Below are 18210 nucleotides of genomic sequence, written 5' to 3'. Positions count from 1 at the left end.
CCATGAAACGCTCACCGCTATTCACTCTGCTTTCAGGTCTGGGGATTGCCGCGGTGACGATCCTGACCGCCGTACTAGTCGCATGGATCGGCCGCACCGCGCTGGGTAGTTTCGAGGCCTGGCAGCAGGCATTCGAATCCGCCCGACCTTATCTGCGGTTGTGGCGTGCCCTCCTCTACGCCGCCCTCTTTACGCTCTGGTGGGATCTGCATCGGCGCTACCGACATCGACCACAGGATCGACTGCGCGTGAAGCGCATTCGGAGCATTAGGGCTCGTGCTCTTTACCTGCGTCGAACTCACCCGACTGTGAGGTCACCACCATGCTCATGAGCACCAACAGCTACCTGGAGTTTTACCTCTCTCTGCTGGCCTGGATCATCAACAACGGCCTCTGGAGTGTCCTGTCCGACACCGGGCTATTCGCCGCGCCCTTCGGCGCGATCATTTTGCAAGAATGGCTATCGGCCCGTCAGCAAGGCGCGGATGAAGGCAACAAGGGGCTGCTCTCGGTACCGCGGATCGAGAACCGGTTGTGGCTGGCCTACATCGTCGTGTTGTTTGGCTGCGCGCCCGTCTTTCCGTTGAGCCTCTCGTCAATGACGTTCGATGATGCGGCGAGCCAGCACTGCGGCGTGAGTGTGGCCAAACCAACGGAAACCGCCTGGGGGGCTACCTTCAATACTATCGGCGAACGCTCCGCCAACGTACCGATCTGGTGGTTTCTGGTGCATGCCTTGAGCAAAGGTGTGACCGCGGCGGCCACCGCCTCCATCCCTTGCGCGCCGGATATCCGGCAGATGCGCATGGAGATCGACAGTTCGCGCATCGACAGCCAGGTACTGCTGCAGGAAGTCGCCGACTTCACCCGCGACTGTTATGGCTACTCCCGCTCTCGGCTGTTCACCAACCGTCCGCAGTTGGACAAGGCACAAAGTCACGACGCGTCCTGGATCGGCTCAAGCTATTTGCTCGACACGCCCGGCTACTACGATACGGATCGCTCACGTACACCGCGAGTCAGTTGGCCGTATGACGAAAGCCGCGATGTCTCCTTGCCGCGGCTAGAGAATGGTGCGGGCTATCCCACCTGCAAGCAGTGGTGGAGCGACAGCGGGGTCGGCTTGCGCGAGCGCTTGATCCAGCAGGTCGATCCTTCGCTGCTGACTCAGCTGAAAGGTTGGTTGACTGGCCGTTCGAGCAACGAGATCGAGGATGCCACCCTGCGCGAACTGGTCAGTCCGCGCCAGCAATCGATGTCCATGTCGCCCGGACAGGTGTACCAGGACTATGGTTCCAGCGCTCGTGGCGGCTCGATCAATCAGGGGCTCAATAACCTCGCCACCAACACCGGGTTAGCCCTAGGCTCCTTCAGCAACTTCCCTGCGATGAATGCGCTACGCGCCGCCCTGCCAATGGTGCAGGCCTTCCTGATCATGGGCGTCATCATCAGCTTGCCGTTAATTCTGTTGGTCAGTACCTACCAGTTGAAAACTGTCATGACCGTGACGTTCGCGCTGTTCACCTTACACATGCTGAGCTTCTGGTGGGAACTCGCTCGCTGGGTCGACTCCAGCTTGCTCGACACCTTGTACAACCAGGTTTCGGCTTCCAATCAAGTGCTGTTATCGCTGCCCACATCCGGCTTCATGGATGGAACCGTCACGGCACAGGTGATCGAGTATGTGATGGGGGCGATGTTCTTGGTGCTGCCTGGACTATTTTTGGTCACCATGAGCTGGGCTGGCTACTCAATAGGCAACAGCCTTGAAGGGATGTTAGGAGGTGCAAGCAAAGCCGCGCATGGAGCAGCGGGCAAAGGAACAGATCAGTTGATGGGTGCTACGAAGAAACTCATCTGACGTCATCAGATGATTTGAAATGACCTATGTAGTGGCCATTGTCATCGTAGTTGCCAAGATAGGAGTTAGCCCCAAGATAGTCTGGACCTGGATTATCCCCTTCAAGATCCGTGTCAATGACAGCCTTGGACTGCAGAAAAGCAATCACAGCGATCATCACCACAACAGAAGCGACCAGCCAGAAACCGATAATGAGCAGCCCCCCAACCAACGCCAACTTGGCAGTCATAAAGCTCCCGCGAACAAGTAATTTGCCTGCGGGCATACCTGCCGTCTCCGCACGTTCAACCAAGCGGGATTCAAACGTTTTCAACTTACGGCAACCACGCTTCACCGACATACCACAGGCGTACGCCCAGCGGTGGGCACGTGAACTCTGAACAGGTTGCTGAGTCGGCATGGTCTCGCCCTCTTCTGAGCGTTTTCATGGTTGAAACAGGAGTAATAGCCTACTACTGAAAACGGTCCGTGCCTGACCGCTTATCAGTTTTCCCGGCCAAAAAATCTTCATTGGAAGCCAGAAGACAAGCCCCGTGAAATTGCGTCTCTGGAGTGATTGACCCAGATAAATCGTCCGGCTAAATACAAGGTACGGATCGCTGTTATCGACAGCACCTGCCCAGGTAGCCAGAACCTTCAAGGCTACGTCACTTCGATGATGGTTCTCCCCAAGTGCGATTAGCGTTCGGTGGCTCGCACGGTGACCGTTTCTACGGTGATGAACGCCTACTGCTCTTCTGAGCGCCTTCCGAGCTCTGCTCGCCAGGCAAACCTTCTTGTTTTTCTTCAACCCACTGCGGGGAAATTCTTTCCCCCACGGGATGGTTTCTTCGCGCTTTCAACGGAGACACACCATGTCCGACTTACTTACACCCGAAGCTCTGAACACCCTTCGACTGCCCATTGTGTTCACGCCTGGCGCGTGGCAACGCGCAGTACTGCTCGAACGCTCAGGTCATCCTGAGAAGCTGCAGGTCGATCGGCTGACCAACGTATTGCGCGCAGCCTTCGAGGCTCACTTGGTCTATCCACACGAGCCCTATGTGCTGTTCGAGTTAGCCCACATCGCGTCAACGGGTCATCCACGCCAAAACCCGTTGCTGCAACTGAGCCTAAGCCTGCTCCTAGAGCCAGGCCAGCCTAACGCCTTGCTGATAGCGCTTGCAGGAGAACATCAACGCTAAACGCATACGGTCGTACTCGGCACCCCGATCCACACTCAGACGGCGTGCCAGCCCTGCATCAATCCAACCATCACCTACCGGGGAACCCTCCCCCGACGGGCGTGGCGTTCCTCCGTTTTCTCTTGAGGAAAATGCCATGCGCGATATCTACCAAGACGTGACTGACAAGATCGTTACAGCTTTGGACCAAGACGTTGCCCCCTGGATCAAACCCTGGTCCTCAAGTGGCTCAGCTGACGTCGGTCATCATCAACCCTACCCCATCAACGCCATCACGCGTCGTCCCTACGCGGGGATCAATTTACCGTTGCTTTGGGCCGAGGCCAGGTTGCAGGGATTCACTCAAGATCGTTGGCTGACCTTCAACCAAGCCAAAAAAGCCGGTGGGCACATCCGTAAGGGTGAGCACAGCACGCTGGCGGTGCTCTACAAGCCGATGGAGCGCGAGGAACAGACCGAGTCAGGCCAACCCGTGCTCGATGAAAACGGTCAGCCCAAGGTCGCTCATTTCGGGATTCTCAAGACGCATTTTCTGTTCAACATCGAGCAAACGGAGGGGCTCGAAACGCTCAACGAAACGGTGCTCAAGACGGAACCGAACGATCCCTTCTTCCCCAACAGCACTGCGGAAAATCTGTTGTTAAGTTCGGGCGCAAACATCATTCATCGAACTACAGACGAAGCTTTTTACCACCCGATAAGGGATCTCATCCAACTGCCGACAAAAGCGCAATTTCACGATGAAGGTGGGTACTACGCCACCGCACTTCACGAGCTGACGCACTGGACCGGGCATCACACTCGGTTGCAACGCGAAGGCGTGACGTCAGCCTGTCCGTTCGGCTCGCCAGATTACGCATTTGAGGAGTTGATCGCCGAAATGGGTGCTGCGTTTCTATGCGCCTACACCGGTATACAGGGAGAGTTGCGGCACGAGGGCTACATCGACTCCTGGCTCGGCCTGCTCAAGGCTGACAAACGCGCGATCTTTCGTGCCAGTGGCCAGGCCCGAAGCGCCTCGGAGTATGTACTCAACCTGGAGCAGCAACTGAAACAAGTGGTCTTGGATGACTCACGATGCATGAACGATGGAGTTTGATGGTTACCTCACCGCTGCAATCGCATCACAGGGCCCAACGCGAGTCGGGCCCTTTTTTCTGCGCCCAGAAAAATCCCCATGCCGCGGGGCTCTGATGCAAAGAATCAGAGATGGGCACACACCCGCAGCCTGTCATTCCGCATCCAGGTTCTGCGCCAGAAAATCCACCAGCTCGAGCGGACTCCGGCTGTCGATCACCTTGTAGATCAGATCGCGTTTACTGCGCGGCAACTTCTTGACCACGCTCTTCGCCGAGGCCCTGACGGCTTCGTCGGTCCCATGGATACGTGCCGCGAGCAGCAGCACGAGCGTAGCGTCAGTGAGGTTCATGGCAAGACCCAAAAAATATGCACCGCAGTGTACCGACTCTTTTCTTTCTCGTACCAGCCCCCTAACAAAACGATGTCTAGCAGTATCAATATCTCAATTGCCGCACAAAGGGACACGAGCCAAAAGGATGGGTAAGGGTTGGAAGGGAATGGGGACTCAAGGGTAAGAGCCCTACCCGAAAAGGCTAAAAGGCCACTGACCCAGCCATTTCCCGGAGGTCACGATGCTCGGTTTGTTTCGCCACAAAAGGCAGAAGCCCCCTCCGCCACCGACCGTCAACGTCGACGAAGGTTACCTACCCGTTGAGTCAGCCCACAGCTTGTTGGCGGCGGAGCACCGCCGCCAGTTGCTCGATCGCATCTGGCATTACACCGCCCTCTCTCACGCACAATTCACCCAGCTCTATTTAAATCCGATCCATCGTTACGCCGAACAGGTCCAGCAACTGCCCGCCAGCGAGACTCACCATCATGCGTATCTCGGCGGCATGCTCGACCATGGCCTAGAACTGGTAGCCTGCAGTCTGAAACTGCGCCAATCCTATCTGCTGCCCACCGGTGCCGCACCCGAGGACCAAGCCGCCCAGACCGATGCCTGGTCCGCCGGCATCGCTTATGGTGCCCTGCTGCATGACATCGGCAAGATCGCCGTGGACCTGCTGGTCGAACGCCAGGATGGCCGTGTTTGGCATCCTTGGCAGGGCCCGCTGGATCAGCCCTACCGTTTTCGCTACCTCAAAGGACGCGACTACCACCTGCACGGCGCCGCCGCCGGCTTGCTCTACACCCAAATTCTCGACCGACCTATCTTGGACTGGCTGAGTGGATTTCCATCGCTGTGGGCCAGCCTGCTGTATGTCCTGGCCGGCCAATACGAACGTGCCGGCGTGCTGGGCGAGTTGGTCATTCAAGCCGACCGTGTTTCCACCGCACAGAACATCGGTGGCAACCCAAGCAAGGCGCTGCAAGCGCCGATTCATTCGTTGCAACATCACTTGATCAGTGGGCTGCGTCATCTGGTTCAGCACGAGCTGAAACTCAACCAGCTAGGTGCCGCAGCATGGCTGACCCAGGACGCACTGTGGCTGGTCAGCAAAACGGTCACCGACAAGTTGCGAGCCTACTTGCTGTCGCAATCGATCGAAGGTATTCCCACGTCCAACATAGCGGTGTTCGACGAATTGCAATCCCATGGGTTGGTTGAGTCCACCCCAAAAGGCAAAGCCATCTGGACCGCACTCGTCGCCCAGGGAAACTGGCAACAAACCTTCACCTTTCTGCGACTCCAACCGGCTTTGATCTGGGGAAATGAGGACCGCCCCGAAGCTTTCAGCGGAACGGTGAGCATTGCGGCCGATGACCACTCGACTGACACTTCGACATCACCACCATCCCCCAAGGCAGTCAGTACAAGATTAACTCAAAGCACATCGCAACCCGATCCCCTGGCGCTGGAGGAGGCCGATTACCTCGGAACGTTGCTGGACATGTTTGAGTTGGAAAAACCTGAGGCCAGTGATGCACCGTCAGAAAACGCTATTCAAACTTCAACCCTCCCTTCGGATAACCCTGGCCAGGCATTCTTGAATTGGGTGAAGGAAAGCATCCTGAGCCACAAGCTGATCATCAATGACAGCAAGGCCAAGGTGCACACGGTGCGCGGCTCGGTGTTTCTAGTAACACCTGTTCTCTTCCAACGCTACGTTCAGGAGTTTCCTGGTATCTCACAGGGTGCCAATCAAGAAACTGAAGAGTGGCGTTGGGTGCAGAAGCAGTTCGAGAAACTGAAGATCCACAGGAAGCGAGGCAACGGTTTGAATATCTGGGTGTGCCAAGTGCACGGTCCCAGGAAGAAAACGACCTTGAAGGGGTATCTGATTGCCGAGCCGACGTCACTTCTAGAATCGATACCGCCAGACAACCCATTTCTCACACTTGACGAGGTATGAGCAATGGACAATATCGGGGGCTTGGCTAAAGAGCACAGCTCCGCTAACGCGTGTGGGCAATAGCTGATCACGGAACACCGTCATGGAAGTTTTCGTGTGGAATGAGCAAACAAGGTAATTGGACAACGAATAGGGGTCAGGGGTGGCTAGCAGAGTCAAACGAAGCGCAATACCCGCGAATGGGTATATGTACCAGGCACTTGTGGGAATCCGTGTACTGTGTGACTGGCTAAACGATCCCGGACTCTACGAATAGGTTCAGTTCGAGGCGGATGACCAAAAAAGATGCTCGCGGGTTAGACGACATAATCGTCAAGCGATCCGATCAGCTCATGGCGCTCATACAGGTGAAATTCACAGTAGATCCAATCGATCCTGCGAATGACCTATCGTGGGCTTATTTGACAGCGCGCAAAAGCCGGACAGGCAAGTCTCTGCTAAAGAAATGGTCCTCGGCGGCATTCAGCCGTAGGCCTCAAGCGGCTTGCTACCGCGCAGCTGATTACAAACCGGCGTCCGGACCGGGCTGCAAACATTCCTGAACGACCTGGACGTTGAACGGTTTGGGGTAAGAGCTTCGTTGGCGCATGGAAATCCTGACGTTAAGGACGATGGTGTCCGCTTTAAAATACGCGGACACCATCGTCCTTAATGCTGGAGTTCGGAAGGTGACTTGGCTGGACGCTTACGTTTACACCGCCCAACACTGAGACTACGGATCTGGGCCGCCAATTTTTATAGCGTGGGATTAATTACCTATCCAGATGTACCCGAAGACGCCTCGCCCGCTCTTGGAAAGCTCCTTCGCCACCCTCGAGAATATCGCAAACGGCTTTTCGGATGTCCGCATTCTCCAACCCGCCAGACCGATAGGTGATTGGAGGCAGCGCGCCATGTGGGTGCGGCCCAGACTCAGCAATGATGATCTGATCGGCGTCTGTGTTGATGACGAGGTTGGCATTGTGCGTCACCATGATCACCTGGCGATGCGCTTTTGCCTCAACAAAAAGGTGAACCAGCTCATCAAAGACTGACTTCGGGTCCAAATTTTCCTCGGGCTGATCGATCACCAGAGGACGGTTGTCACTATCATCCAGTGCCAGATAGAGCAGCAGCAAGACTATCCCTCGCGTGCCCGGAGACAGCTTTCGGATATCAACCCCGTCATACTCAATACCATACCTGATTGAAATATGGTCGGTACTGAACAGCCATTGCGCGAATCGCTTCGACCAAGCGCGAAATTCTGCTTGGTCGTTTTGCGGTACAGGCGCGTGATCAAGCAGTTCCTTCTGATACAGGCGCCGGAACTCCTTCATCGCGGCACAAACTGCTACTGAGTCACCCGTTTCCCAAGCACTTTTGAGGACCTCGTTCGACCTTTGCAGAAGTGTACCCCTACCGCGAAATGCACCGATCTTCCGGAGGTCGATTAATCCGTCTTCAGCGACTGAAGTCCATTGTTCCACGTTAGCAATGCGCACCACAGAGAAAGACAGTTTTTTCAACGTCCCCGATGCCTTGGACAGTCGTACCATCAACGGAGCGTATAGGGCCTCCAGCACCGACTGCTCAGCGATAAGGGCGTCGAATGCTCGCCCATAGGCCTCCTCGCGGTCGGATTGCAGATCTTTGGCCCGCGCCTTCGCCCCTTGGGCGTCCTTTAGCTTATCTGTCAGGATTTGGAGCGCTGCGGTTTCGGTCGCGATGCTACCGGATAGAGCGGTGTAGCGGCGCTGAGTCTCCTTATCAGCGCTGACAAGCTTCTCCAATCGTGTCATCTCTGCATCGAGCATTGCCTGCGAGAGCGTGCTCAGATCGGTATCATCGGGGAAATAGGGCGTGCTGGGTTCGCCGAGAACCGGAGCCGTTCCCTTTACAGCTGCGATCTTATCGTCAACCCACTTGATGAAGTCGGCGAGATTTCTGTCAACAGGTCCCTTGTAGTCCAATAAGAATTCCGACCACTGCTCATCCGACAAGCCACTATTGGAATGACGAGCCTGCGCCTGTCTTAGCGTCTCTGGTGCTTGGTTGCGGCGTTGATCTTTTACCTCGTCTTGGAGGGCGAGAAAGGTTTGCCGCTGCCCTGTGAAACGCCGTAGCTTTGTACGAATGGTATTCACCATGCTCGCCAGCTCAGTGTGGCGCGCAGCACGTTTCTCGCTACCGGGGGACACTAGCTTGGCGCGGTCAGCGGTGTAAGCGTCGACAAGCTTCTTTTTCTGAGCCGCATTGGACTCGTAGGTCGCTGCTACCTTCTCCTTTTCTAACTCGATGCTAATTCGGTCAGAAATTTGGGCAACCGCCTCTGCTTCACGTTCACGGGCAAGACGATGCCGCGTCGCGCGCTGTTCAAGCAACTCCTCAAAATCTAATGCGCCGTCACGTCCCTCGTCGGGATGAGCCTCAAAGATCACGCGTTCGATCTCACGTAGCAACCCGTCAGTAAGCCCACTAGACGAGCAGAGCTCCTCCACAAATTGCTGTGACAGATAGCGTACTCGTTCATAAGCATAAGGACCGTTAGCGTCTGAGCCGTTAAGTGATCGAACGCTCGGATCCCCAGCCGCCCAACTTAACTTAACTGTGCTATCGCCGATCAGGGGCTGCGCCCGAACGAGAAACGAAGGGTTCGCCCACTCATCCGCAGCCCATACCTCATCCGAAATAGAGTCGCACCCTGCTGCGATCATGTCGGCCAAGGCAGTCTTGCCCGAGCCACGCGCACCGATAATTGCGACGAGGCCAGGATTCAGTGGAATGACGGGTGTCGTTAGCCATGGCGCATTGAGGATTTCGATTTGAGAAATAACCTGTGAAGGCGTCGCTGAGGCTGGAGGCTCAGCTCCAACATGGGCTCGCCCCTCTGGGTCGATGCATGCCTGGCGCAGTGCATCGAACTCAAGACCACCCTTGACCCAAGAGAAGCGATCTCCAAACGGATTGGCAACTTCTTCCAGCTTATGAGCGTCGCTGCCATGTAGGCAGGGTTTGAGGCCTCCGTATAGCGCACGAATTTCTGAGCGGCTTAGCTGGCGTTGACCAAGCCAGAATTCACGCTGGGCGGCACTGCTAGCGAAAATAACATGGGCAAAGCCTTCTATCTCACGTCGGATAGTCTGGTCCGCAGCCTCACGCACTCCGGAGGTTCCATCGTTTGCTCCACCCGCAACGGCAATGAGAATATTCTTCTTTGCCCACTCGCTCTCTCCAAACACCTCGCGCAGTTTTTGGAAGTTGACCTTGAACTGGTTCGCTCCGTAGGCCAATGCTGCTTGGTCGTCCGTAATATTTGGGTCTGCTTTTTTGCCAAGTCGGATGAGGTCAGCTCGCGTGCAATCGAAGCGGTCGCGCATCACGTTAAATTGCAGGCGCGACAAAAGCCGTTGGAGCTCCTCGATATGATCAGGATCTTCTGGGCTCACAAAAAGGTGAAGGTTGACGAACCCACCTTTTGCGGTAGCTACGTCCAGTCTTAGCTCAACGTTCGGGAAGATGAGCTGGGTGGCCGGAAGGCGTCCAGCTGCCTTGTGGCGTAGGACTTCTTGATAAGTGTCCGTAACATAATAGTCAGTTACAGCGATCGCCTCGATCGCCGGTGACGCACACTCCAGAGCAGCGAGATAGTCCTCCCAAGCTGTCGGACCGGAAAACTGATTGTTCATAGCCGTGCCAGGAGCGTGAATGTGCGGCTCCCAGCGGCGCCACTCCGATCCGCGGTGCAATCCATTCCCTGAAACCAAAACAACCTCCTCGCCAGCATTTGCAAATACTAGGTATAAGCGTCCTTGACAGCCTTCTATCCCGTCCTATGTTTCTCGGGCAGGATGGCACCGCATTCGTTTATACCTGAGAAGGGTGCAATTAGCACCGCTTAGCCCGGACGGATTTACTATCTTAAGGCCATCCGCTTTCATCGCGAATCAAGGTACTTCGGGGGATCCCCCGTAACACCGCTCGGACGACAGTTTTTTTTTGCGCCGCCAGCAACAGTTCAGTAGAGATTGCATTTACGCTGGTCTTGGAGCATAAGGCACGGCGAGAAGCCTAAAGCCTCATACTTTATCCAAGCTTACGGCCTTTGCTTTTGACAGGATCAGGACAAACACATGGTTCAATTCAACGATTGGTGCGATTGGGCCGACACCCCTGTTGGTAATCATTATGTGCGAGTCATGAGGGGGCGAGCCACAGATGCCCAAACCGCTATCGCGCTCTCCGCAGCAGCAATTCCCTCCCACTACGCGGCTGAGGATCGCATCGCTCATGCTCTAGCGCGATTGGGTAAAACAGGCGCCGCACATTTGATTAATGGACTGTTGCCGCAAACGCCTCAGATTCGTTCGGGTGACCTGGGTGAAATCTACGCCACCGAATGGATCAATGCTCATAGTGGGTATCGGGCGCCGATCAAACGGCTGCGCTGGAAAGATCACCGTAATATGGCAATGCGCGGAGACGATGTGATCGGCATGCTTCTCGACCCAGCCACCCTGCGCCTCAAGTTCCTGAAAACGGAAGCTAAAAGCCGAATTGACCTGCGAGCCCAAACACTCAACGAAGCGCGCGCGGGCCTAGACAAAGATGAGGGAAGGCCATCTGCACATGCACTATCTTTCATTTCAGCGCGGTTACTTGACCTCGACAATATCCCTCTAGTGGATGCCATTGATGACGCATTGGTGCGCCACGGCATCCCTCTCGAGAACGTGCAGCATCTGCTTTTCACCTTCTCCGGCAACGCGCCTGGAGCGCTGCTTAGCCAATCACTCCAGGCCTATCCTGGCACCATAAACCAATGGGCCGTAGGGCTCCAGGTGGATGGACATGCGGCCTTCGTAGGCGCCATTTATGACCGTGTGATCGCCGATGGCAACTAGTCGCGATGCGATCATCGCCGCGATCGAGGCCGCGTCAGCACCCGGCTTTCGAGGCAGATTGATCGCGCAGGGGCAGGCAAGGGCAATCATTTGGCGGGACGGCATTCTTCCTGCGGGCGCTCCCGCGTTTGGCACGCAGCTTAGCTTCGAACTGCACAGTTACGCGTATGGCTTGCTCGGTCTAGGTCTGCGCCTACTCGAGATGGATGGCGATCCAATCCAAGCTCGCTTGGCGTTCGTACAAGCAGCAACTGCACTTGAAGCAGTGATGGCAAAAGGTGATCGTAGGGAGAGTGATCGAGACTTTCATTTCGTTATGGCGGCCGCGAGTTATCATCTTGCTCATCTCTCGGCGCGCGCTTACTCACTCCTCGCGATAGTCGCCAATGAGGCAAACTTCTCTCCGCTTGAACAAGCGCTAGCTCTTCTAATGCGTCGCGACATAAACGGCCTTCAGACGCTTATTTATGGCTATCGCCTTAGTGGTCGAGGATCTGATGCTAGGATCACGGCCCTGATACAAGAGCGAATGGCGCAAGGCGCCCCCGAAATCGACCGCGATGGCCATGACTACTTGTTTGAGGGTTTAGACCTAGCCCTCACCGACAACTTCTTCGGCGCACTCGCTACCTACATGTTGGCTCTCGATAGGAGTGAGCAGGAGCTTGTAGACCGCGCAGTTGCACGCCTGAGAGAGAATCTAGCTGTCTGCGCTGAATTCAACCTCCTTCCTCAGTGGTGGGCTCATCGCATAGCAATCCATCTGCTGTCCGACCTCTGGTCAAACACCTTTCATAAGAAGCTTCCCCTGATATCGGCGGGGGGCGCAGCACCAGGGTGGGCGGAGTTACGTAAACTTTTTATCGCCTCGCTGAGTCGCCGTCCTAAAGCTGAGATCGATCTCTGGCCATCACAGATTGAGGCTGCCGCCCGTGCTATCGATCAAACGGACAATCTTGTCGTTTCCCTTCCTACAAGCGCCGGGAAAACACGCATCGCTGAACTGTGCATCCTCCGCTGCTTGGCTGCTGGAAAGCGCGTAGTCTTCATCACCCCCCTTCGTGCCCTTTCAGCCCAAACTGAGGCCACGCTGCAGCGAACCTTCGGCCCATTAGGCAAAACAATCTCCGCGCTCTATGGCAGCGTTGGCGTATCGAATCTCGATGAGGATGCAATCCGGGGGCGCAACATCGTTGTCGCCACTCCGGAAAAGATCGATTTTGCGCTACGCAATGATCCCGCCCTGCTAAACGATGTCGGCCTGCTCGTTTTCGACGAAGGACATATGATCGGCCCGGGCGAACGTGAGGTTCGCTATGAAGTGCAGATTCAACGCCTGCTCCGGCGTCCGGACGCAGAGCAACGCAGGATCGTTTGCCTCTCAGCAATCCTACCCGACGGTCAACAATTGGAGGATTTCTCAGCATGGCTTCGACGCGATCAACCGGGCAGCGCGATCAAGGGTGACTGGCGTCCAACCCGATTGCGTTTCGGTGAGGTTGTTTGGAGTAGCCCGGCAGCACGTCTTAATCTACGTGTAGGTGATGAACGTCCATTCGTACCCCGCTACATGACAGGTAGCGTCCCTCAGTTTTTCGTGCCGCCAAAGAGGCCGCGCACGCGTCTGTTTCCCGATGACCAGCAAGAGCTGAGCCTCGCTACGGCTTGGCGCCTTGTTGAGGATGGTCAGACAGTCTTGATCTACTGTCCTGAGCGACGCAGTGTCGAGCCATTTGCGAAGATCATCGTCGATCTTCACGAGCGTGGTGCGTTGCGATCATTACTCACAGTCGATCCGGCTGTGCTGCAGACTGCGATTGCCCTTGGTACAGAATGGCTGGGTGTAGATAGCGACATCCTCAAATGCCTGCGACTCGGCGTTGCGCTGCATCACGGAGCATTGCCCACGGCTTACCGTAAGGAAGTGGAGCACCTGCTTCGTAGAGGCAGCCTGCGCGTTACGATCTCATCGCCAACGCTAGCGCAGGGATTGAACCTTTCTGCCACAGCGATCGTGATGCACTCACTGTATAGACACGGTGAGAAGATCAAGGTATCGGAATTTAAGAACATTATCGGTCGTGCCGGTCGCGCCTATATCGATGTAGAGGGTCTCGTCCTCTTTCCGATATTCGAAGATCGGCGAAACCAGAAACACAATGAATGGGTCGAGCTGATCGAGAACAAAGGCGCACGCGATATGGAGAGCGGATTAGTCATGCTTCTCAGCTCGCTGCTGTTGCGTATGCACAAACGGATAGGAGGCGACCTTAACCAGCTTATGGAGTATGTCGTGAACAACGCCGTTGCCTGGACTTTTCCGGTAGTAGTTGGTGAGCAACTGGCAAAGGAGGATCGTGCTCGAAAGGATTGGGAGCGGAATATTGCGACGTTCGACACTGCGATACTCGGTCTGATCGGCGATTCCGATGTGCCGGATGAAGGGATCGAAGCCGCACTCGACGCGATCCTACAATCTTCGCTCTGGCAAAGACGTCTCATGCGATTAGACGAGCCGGCGCGCGCCATAATGAAGTCGGCGCTTTTGGCCCGAAGCCGCTATATCTGGGCTCGCTCTACTGCTGCTACTCGCCGAGGCTACTACCTAGCAGGTCTTGGTTTGGAGGCTGGCCAATCGCTAGACGCCGTTGCAGTAGAAGCTAACGCATTACTGATCGAGGCTAATGGAGCCTTGCTTATCGGAGATAGCGAGACAGCCATACGAGCCATTGCAGGAATCGCAGAGCGGGTATTCACGTTCTATCCATTCGCGCCCGATCCCTTCCCTGCCAACTGGCGAGAAATCCTGCGCTCTTGGCTTCTAGGTGAATCATTGAGCGCTCTGATTGCTGGCCAGGAAGGGAACGCCCTGCAATTCATCGAAGGGGGACTCGTCTACCGCCTGCCTTGGGCGATGGAAGCGTTGCGTGTCCGCGCTGCCGCGAATGGAGACGTGGTTGGAGATTTCGGCCTTGCTTTGGACGACTATGAGCTTGGCCTCGTTATGCCAGCAGTCGAGACTGGCACAATGAATAGGTCGGCCTCGATACTTATGCAAGCCGGATTTAATTCGCGGTTAGCTGCCATCAAAGCGGTTAACGATACAGGGGCTACGTTTACAACGGCATATGAACTACGGGTGTGGCTCCAGTCTCCCCACGTCGTCGCTTCGTCAGGCCAACACGATTGGCCGACACCTGAAACGAGAGCACTGTGGCTCAGCTTTACCGAAGAATCCGTCCCCGCTCACAGTCGAACTTGGGCGGAACGTTACTATACGGCCAACGTAGTTTGGCACGCTGCCCCCCCACCGCCTAATTCGGTATTATCTCTTCATATCTGGGAAGGCCAGCCGCACGTTCTTTCCGCCGAGGGATTAACCTTGGGTGTTCTTTCTCACCTGCTAAACCCAGCTCGCGGTGGTGTTTTACGGGCGACTGTAATACCACAGAGCGGACAACTAGCCCTCAGCTATCTGGGCCCAGATGACCTCTGGCTCGTCTGAACGGGAGCGGTCACATAGTTAAGAGTAACGATTCCCATGGATGATGCAATCATCACTAGGTACTGGTTAGCGTAAGCCCTCCGCTGCCAGCGAGACGTCTCATCCAGTGCGACGAAAGTAAGCGTCTGGTTAAACCAGGTTGACGACGGGATTGGGTCGGAGGGGTCGTCATGGCTGACTTTTTCTCCGTGTCGTAATTTTTGGATGCTTACCCGAGCAGCAGTTTGAGTCCTGACATCAGAAGAATCGCTCCAAGTATCTTCTGCACCGCATTTGTCGGTAGGAACTTGGTTCCGAGGTGGGAACCGATCAACGCTCCCAAGAGTGCAATCATCGCTAACCCCCAGACGTTCTCGGGGAGTTGACTGGTGCTGCCCCAATGTCCTGCCAGAGCAGCTAAAGAGTTGAGAAGAATGAACGGAGCAGAAATTGCCGCTGCCGTTTTCACGCTAGCCCATCTGCAATAGATCAGCAGGGGCGTAATCAGAACGCCACCTCCCACTCCGGTTAATCCAGATAGAACCCCTATTACGCTACCAACGAGTAAGGCCACCGCAACTCTGGGTGGCTTAATGCTTTCCTCATTAGGTTTTTTCAAAAAGAAGGGGATTCCGGCGACCAGTAAGAGCGAACCTAGTAGCCGGTCAAACCAAAGCACTGGCAGAGTCAGAGCACCGCCTAGCAGTGCCATGGGCACCGCTGCTAAAGCAAAGGGCCACAGTAATTTCCAATCCACCCGGCCTGAGCGCATGAAGCGCCAAGTAACCAGTAGAGAAACCAATGTGTTCAGAACTAATGCAGTTGGTTTAATACTTTCCGGGGCAAACTCAAGCAGCGCCATGACTGCTATATAACCTGAAGCCCCCGCCTGGCCGACGCTGGCGTAGAGCAATGCGATCAAAAGGAAGGATGCATAAACCATAAAGGAACGCGACTAGCCTTAGGAAACTGAATTGTGGGTCGACGAGGCGGAGCAATTTCAAATCTTCAAAAACGTCCCATGGTTACAGAGCTTGCCATCGATGCGGTAGCAAATTTGTCACCTCATGTGCTTTTTGGGTCGGCAGACGATTCAACACGTCTTTAAGGTAAGCATAGGGATCATGCCCGTTGAGTCGTGCCGATTGGATTAAACTCATGATCGCCGCTGCCCGTTTTCCGCTACGTAACGAAACCGCGAACAGCCAGTTCGAGCGTCCAAGAGCCCACGGTCGGATTTGATTCTCGCACCAGTTATTGTCGATGGGCACAGCACCATCATCTAGATAGCGCGTCAGCGCTATCCACCGTTTAAGGCTGTAATCCAAGGCTTTCGCGATGGCTGGCCCCTCAGGCACAAGCTGCCTCTGAGCGATCATCCAGGTATAAAGTGCATCGATGATCGGCGATGCTTTTTCCTGCCGTATGAGCTGCCGGATACTCGGCTCCAGCTCGCGCGCCTCTCGTTCAACTTCGTACAAGGACGCGATGTAGTGCAGCGCTTTTTCGGCAATCTGGCTCTTATTAGTCGCGTGCAAGTCGAAGAACTTTCGGCGTGCATGGGCCATGCAGCCGATCTCCGTGACGCCTAGTTCAAAGCCTGCCTTATAGCCAGCAAAGTCATCGCAGACCAGCTTGCCGTTCCAGTGGCCGAGGAAGTTTCGAGCATGTTCGCCAGCACGGCTCGGGCTGAAGTCGTAAACGACCGCAGCCAGATCCGAGAACTGACTGGTGGCATAGGCCCAGACGTAAGCGCGATGAGTTTTCTTCGCGCCAGGCGTCAGCATTTGTACCGGCGTTTCGTCAGCGTGGACGACGCCGTGCGTCAGTACGGCTTCGCGCAGCGCATCAACCAGCGGCTGTAATTGTACGCCGCAGTTGCCCACCCACTGCGCCAAGGTCGAACGGGCGATGGGCAGCCCGGCGCGACCGAAGATTTTCTCTTGGCGATACAGGGGCAGATGGTCGGCGAACTTGGCTACCATGATGTGGGCCAGCAGGCTCGCTGTCGGAATGCCTTTGTCGATGACGTGCGCCGGTACCGGCGCCTGTATCAGCGTTTCGCACTGTTCGCAGACCCACTTGCCACGGATGTGGCGCTCGACGGTGAACACGCCGGGCGTGTAGTCGAGCTTTTCGCTGGTATCTTCGCCGATACGCTTGAGGGCGCAGCCGCACTGGCAGTGGGTGTTGTCCGGTTCGTGATGGATCAGAGTGCGAGGAAACTGCGGTGGCAGCGGGGCGCGCTTGGGTTGCAGGCGCACTTTGGCTTCGACAGATGCCGGTTGTAGCGCCTCAAGTTCGGCTTCGATAGCGGCGATATCCGTATCGATCAAGTCTCTGAGCAGGCTGGCTTGATCCGGGCTCAACTGCTCGCTGCGCTTGGCAAACTTGAAGCGTTTGAGCAGCGCAATCTCGTGGGCCAGCTTCTCGTTGACCGACTTGTGATGGGTGATTTGCTTGTCCATGGTCTCGACGCGCTGGATCAACTGCGCCGCCAAGGCACGCAGTTCTTCAGGATCTAATTGGTCGAGATTGGGATGCGAAGTCATGCCGCCGATTTTGCCAGAGAGGGCTGGTGGCGACGATAGACTGATGGGCCAATTGCACTGGCAAGCGTGCCATGGCAGGTGTTAAAGCATCGAGATGATTCCGCCTGCACCGACGCGCTGCCAAGGTAAGCCGAGCACCAGGGCCTGAAGTTGCTCGGCATCCAACTCAACTTCGGAGCCGTGTCGCACACCCGGCCAGAAGAAGCGTCCTTGATTCAAACGCCGGGCGGCCAGCCAAATCCCCACGCCGTCATGCACCAGCACTTTCATGCGATTGGCGCGGCGGTTGGCGAACAGATAAGCACAGTGCGGCTTCGCCGCACCGAACACCGCGACAACTCGCGCCAGCGCGGTTTCAGTGCCAGCGCGCATGTCCATGGGCTCGGTGGCTAGCCAGATGGAATCGACGCGGATCATTGCAGCAGGTCTCGCAGGAAAGCGGAACACGACGCTGCATTTTCTGTCGGCCAACTCACCACAACTACGCCTTTTGAATGAGGTACTTCGATTCGGATCGTAGCGGGAAGAGCTTGATGCGTCGCTATCGACGGCGCTGCCTTAACCGGAATAAAGGCAGTTTGCAGTGCCAGGTTTTTCTGCCCATGCACCCGAATCCATTTATGGACGAGGTTGGCATTGAGGTTGTGGATCAAGGCGACATTGGCAATCGAGGTGTCAGGCTGCGCACATTCGGCAATGACTTGGGCCTTGAAGGACTTGGAATAGGAACGACGTTCTTGTGGCATGGGCGTCCGCTTAAAAAGGCTAAAAAATGGTGTCCACTTAAATTTAGGTGGACACCATCGCCTTAAGCGATGGCATCAGGAAGGTGTGTTGCCCGGACGGTTACAGCTCTGGAGAGTAAAAAT

Annotated in this window: 13 protein-coding genes and 1 pseudogene; 7 read left to right on the top strand and 7 right to left on the bottom strand. The window is 55.7% G+C overall.

What is annotated here, in order from left to right:
- Positions 1 to 2: 2 nt before the first annotated feature.
- Both TK06_RS33255 and TK06_RS04545 read left to right on the top strand, forming a co-directional pair.
- Positions 3 to 312, top strand: a pseudogene (locus tag TK06_RS33255) (hypothetical protein).
- 10 nt (positions 313 to 322) lie between these two features.
- A complete protein-coding gene (locus tag TK06_RS04545) occupies positions 323 to 1861 on the top strand; it encodes a conjugal transfer protein TraG N-terminal domain-containing protein (RefSeq protein ID WP_063321022.1) in 1539 nt (512 codons plus the stop codon).
- On the opposite strand, the gene TK06_RS04540 is transcribed toward TK06_RS04545, so the two are convergent.
- Positions 1854 to 2261, bottom strand: a complete 408-nt coding sequence (locus TK06_RS04540) for a DUF3742 family protein (RefSeq protein WP_063321021.1) — start codon at positions 2259 to 2261, stop codon at positions 1854 to 1856. The two genes, TK06_RS04545 and TK06_RS04540, sit on opposite strands and share 8 nt — an antisense overlap.
- A gap of 454 nt (positions 2262 to 2715) precedes the next feature.
- Here TK06_RS04540 and TK06_RS04535 point away from each other — a divergent pair, with 454 nt between their 5' ends.
- Complete coding sequence (locus TK06_RS04535; RefSeq protein WP_063321020.1) at positions 2716 to 3045, top strand: hypothetical protein; 330 nt, start codon at positions 2716 to 2718, stop codon at positions 3043 to 3045.
- 136 nt (positions 3046 to 3181) lie between these two features.
- The gene (locus TK06_RS04530; RefSeq protein ID WP_063321019.1) at positions 3182 to 4144 is read left to right on the top strand and encodes an ArdC family protein; all 963 of its coding nucleotides are present in this window, start codon (positions 3182 to 3184) and stop codon (positions 4142 to 4144) included.
- A 132-nt stretch (positions 4145 to 4276) separates the two neighbouring features.
- Here the strand turns inward: TK06_RS04530 and TK06_RS04525 are convergent, their stop codons facing one another.
- Complete coding sequence (locus tag TK06_RS04525) at positions 4277 to 4474, bottom strand: hypothetical protein (protein WP_007901093.1); 198 nt, start codon at positions 4472 to 4474, stop codon at positions 4277 to 4279.
- Positions 4475 to 4697: 223 nt separating this feature from the next.
- Between TK06_RS04525 and mobH the strand changes: the two genes are divergently transcribed.
- Positions 4698 to 6422 (top strand): MobH family relaxase, encoded by a 1725-nt coding sequence (mobH, locus tag TK06_RS04520; protein ID WP_063321018.1) that lies wholly within the window; start codon positions 4698 to 4700, stop codon positions 6420 to 6422.
- Between the two features lie 752 nt (positions 6423 to 7174).
- On the opposite strand, the gene TK06_RS04515 is transcribed toward mobH, so the two are convergent.
- A complete protein-coding gene (locus TK06_RS04515; protein ID WP_343226760.1) occupies positions 7175 to 10168 on the bottom strand; it encodes a TrlF family AAA-like ATPase in 2994 nt (997 codons plus the stop codon).
- Positions 10169 to 10534: 366 nt separating this feature from the next.
- On the opposite strand from TK06_RS04515, the gene TK06_RS04510 reads away from it, so the two are divergent.
- Positions 10535 to 11305: a Hachiman antiphage defense system protein HamA gene (locus tag TK06_RS04510; protein ID WP_063321017.1), complete on the top strand. Its 771-nt coding sequence runs from the start codon at positions 10535 to 10537 to the stop codon at positions 11303 to 11305.
- Positions 11295 to 14810: a DEAD/DEAH box helicase gene (locus tag TK06_RS04505; protein WP_063321016.1), complete on the top strand. Its 3516-nt coding sequence runs from the start codon at positions 11295 to 11297 to the stop codon at positions 14808 to 14810. Before TK06_RS04510 ends, TK06_RS04505 begins: the two co-directional genes overlap by 11 nt.
- Before the next feature lie 208 nt (positions 14811 to 15018).
- On the opposite strand, the gene TK06_RS04500 is transcribed toward TK06_RS04505, so the two are convergent.
- The 4 genes from TK06_RS04500 to tnpA all read right to left on the bottom strand — a co-directional run bounded on the left by TK06_RS04500 (position 15019) and on the right by tnpA (position 18087).
- On the bottom strand, positions 15019 to 15732 hold the full coding sequence (locus TK06_RS04500) for a sulfite exporter TauE/SafE family protein (RefSeq protein WP_063321015.1): 714 nt from the start codon (positions 15730 to 15732) through the stop codon (positions 15019 to 15021).
- 82 nt (positions 15733 to 15814) lie between these two features.
- A complete protein-coding gene (tnpC, locus tag TK06_RS04495; RefSeq protein WP_063321014.1) occupies positions 15815 to 17341 on the bottom strand; it encodes an IS66 family transposase in 1527 nt (508 codons plus the stop codon).
- Positions 17342 to 17422: 81 nt separating this feature from the next.
- The gene (gene tnpB / locus TK06_RS32900) at positions 17423 to 17758 is read right to left on the bottom strand and encodes an IS66 family insertion sequence element accessory protein TnpB (RefSeq protein ID WP_003177794.1); all 336 of its coding nucleotides are present in this window, start codon (positions 17756 to 17758) and stop codon (positions 17423 to 17425) included.
- Entirely contained in the window at positions 17755 to 18087 is a 333-nt protein-coding gene (gene tnpA, locus TK06_RS32375; RefSeq protein WP_063321013.1) for an IS66-like element accessory protein TnpA, read from the bottom strand. Before tnpA ends, tnpB begins: the two co-directional genes overlap by 4 nt.
- Between the last annotated feature and the right edge of the window lie 123 nt (positions 18088 to 18210).

Origin of the sequence: Pseudomonas fluorescens, assembly GCF_001623525.1 — a bacterium.
Lineage (GTDB): Bacteria > Pseudomonadota > Gammaproteobacteria > Pseudomonadales > Pseudomonadaceae > Aquipseudomonas > Aquipseudomonas fluorescens_Q.
This window is presented reverse-complemented; position numbering and strand designations above follow the sequence as displayed.

What these genes read in the sequence shown, in the direction of transcription:
- TK06_RS04530 (WP_063321019.1), top strand. Translation starts at nt 3,182, where the DNA reads ATGCGCGATATCTACCAAGACGTGACTGACAAGATCGTTACAGCTTTG.
- TK06_RS04535 (WP_063321020.1), top strand. Translation starts at nt 2,716, where the DNA reads ATGTCCGACTTACTTACACCCGAAGCTCTGAACACCCTTCGACTGCCC.
- tnpC (WP_063321014.1), bottom strand. Translation starts at nt 17,341, where the DNA reads ATGACTTCGCATCCCAATCTCGACCAATTAGATCCTGAAGAACTGCGT.
- TK06_RS04540 (WP_063321021.1), bottom strand. Translation starts at nt 2,261, where the DNA reads ATGCCGACTCAGCAACCTGTTCAGAGTTCACGTGCCCACCGCTGGGCG.
- tnpB (WP_003177794.1), bottom strand. Translation starts at nt 17,758, where the DNA reads ATGATCCGCGTCGATTCCATCTGGCTAGCCACCGAGCCCATGGACATG.
- TK06_RS04525 (WP_007901093.1), bottom strand. Translation starts at nt 4,474, where the DNA reads ATGAACCTCACTGACGCTACGCTCGTGCTGCTGCTCGCGGCACGTATC.
- mobH (WP_063321018.1), top strand. Translation starts at nt 4,698, where the DNA reads ATGCTCGGTTTGTTTCGCCACAAAAGGCAGAAGCCCCCTCCGCCACCG.
- TK06_RS04545 (WP_063321022.1), top strand. Translation starts at nt 323, where the DNA reads ATGCTCATGAGCACCAACAGCTACCTGGAGTTTTACCTCTCTCTGCTG.
- TK06_RS04500 (WP_063321015.1), bottom strand. Translation starts at nt 15,732, where the DNA reads ATGGTTTATGCATCCTTCCTTTTGATCGCATTGCTCTACGCCAGCGTC.
- TK06_RS04505 (WP_063321016.1), top strand. Translation starts at nt 11,295, where the DNA reads ATGGCAACTAGTCGCGATGCGATCATCGCCGCGATCGAGGCCGCGTCA.
- TK06_RS04510 (WP_063321017.1), top strand. Translation starts at nt 10,535, where the DNA reads ATGGTTCAATTCAACGATTGGTGCGATTGGGCCGACACCCCTGTTGGT.
- tnpA (WP_063321013.1), bottom strand. Translation starts at nt 18,087, where the DNA reads ATGCCACAAGAACGTCGTTCCTATTCCAAGTCCTTCAAGGCCCAAGTC.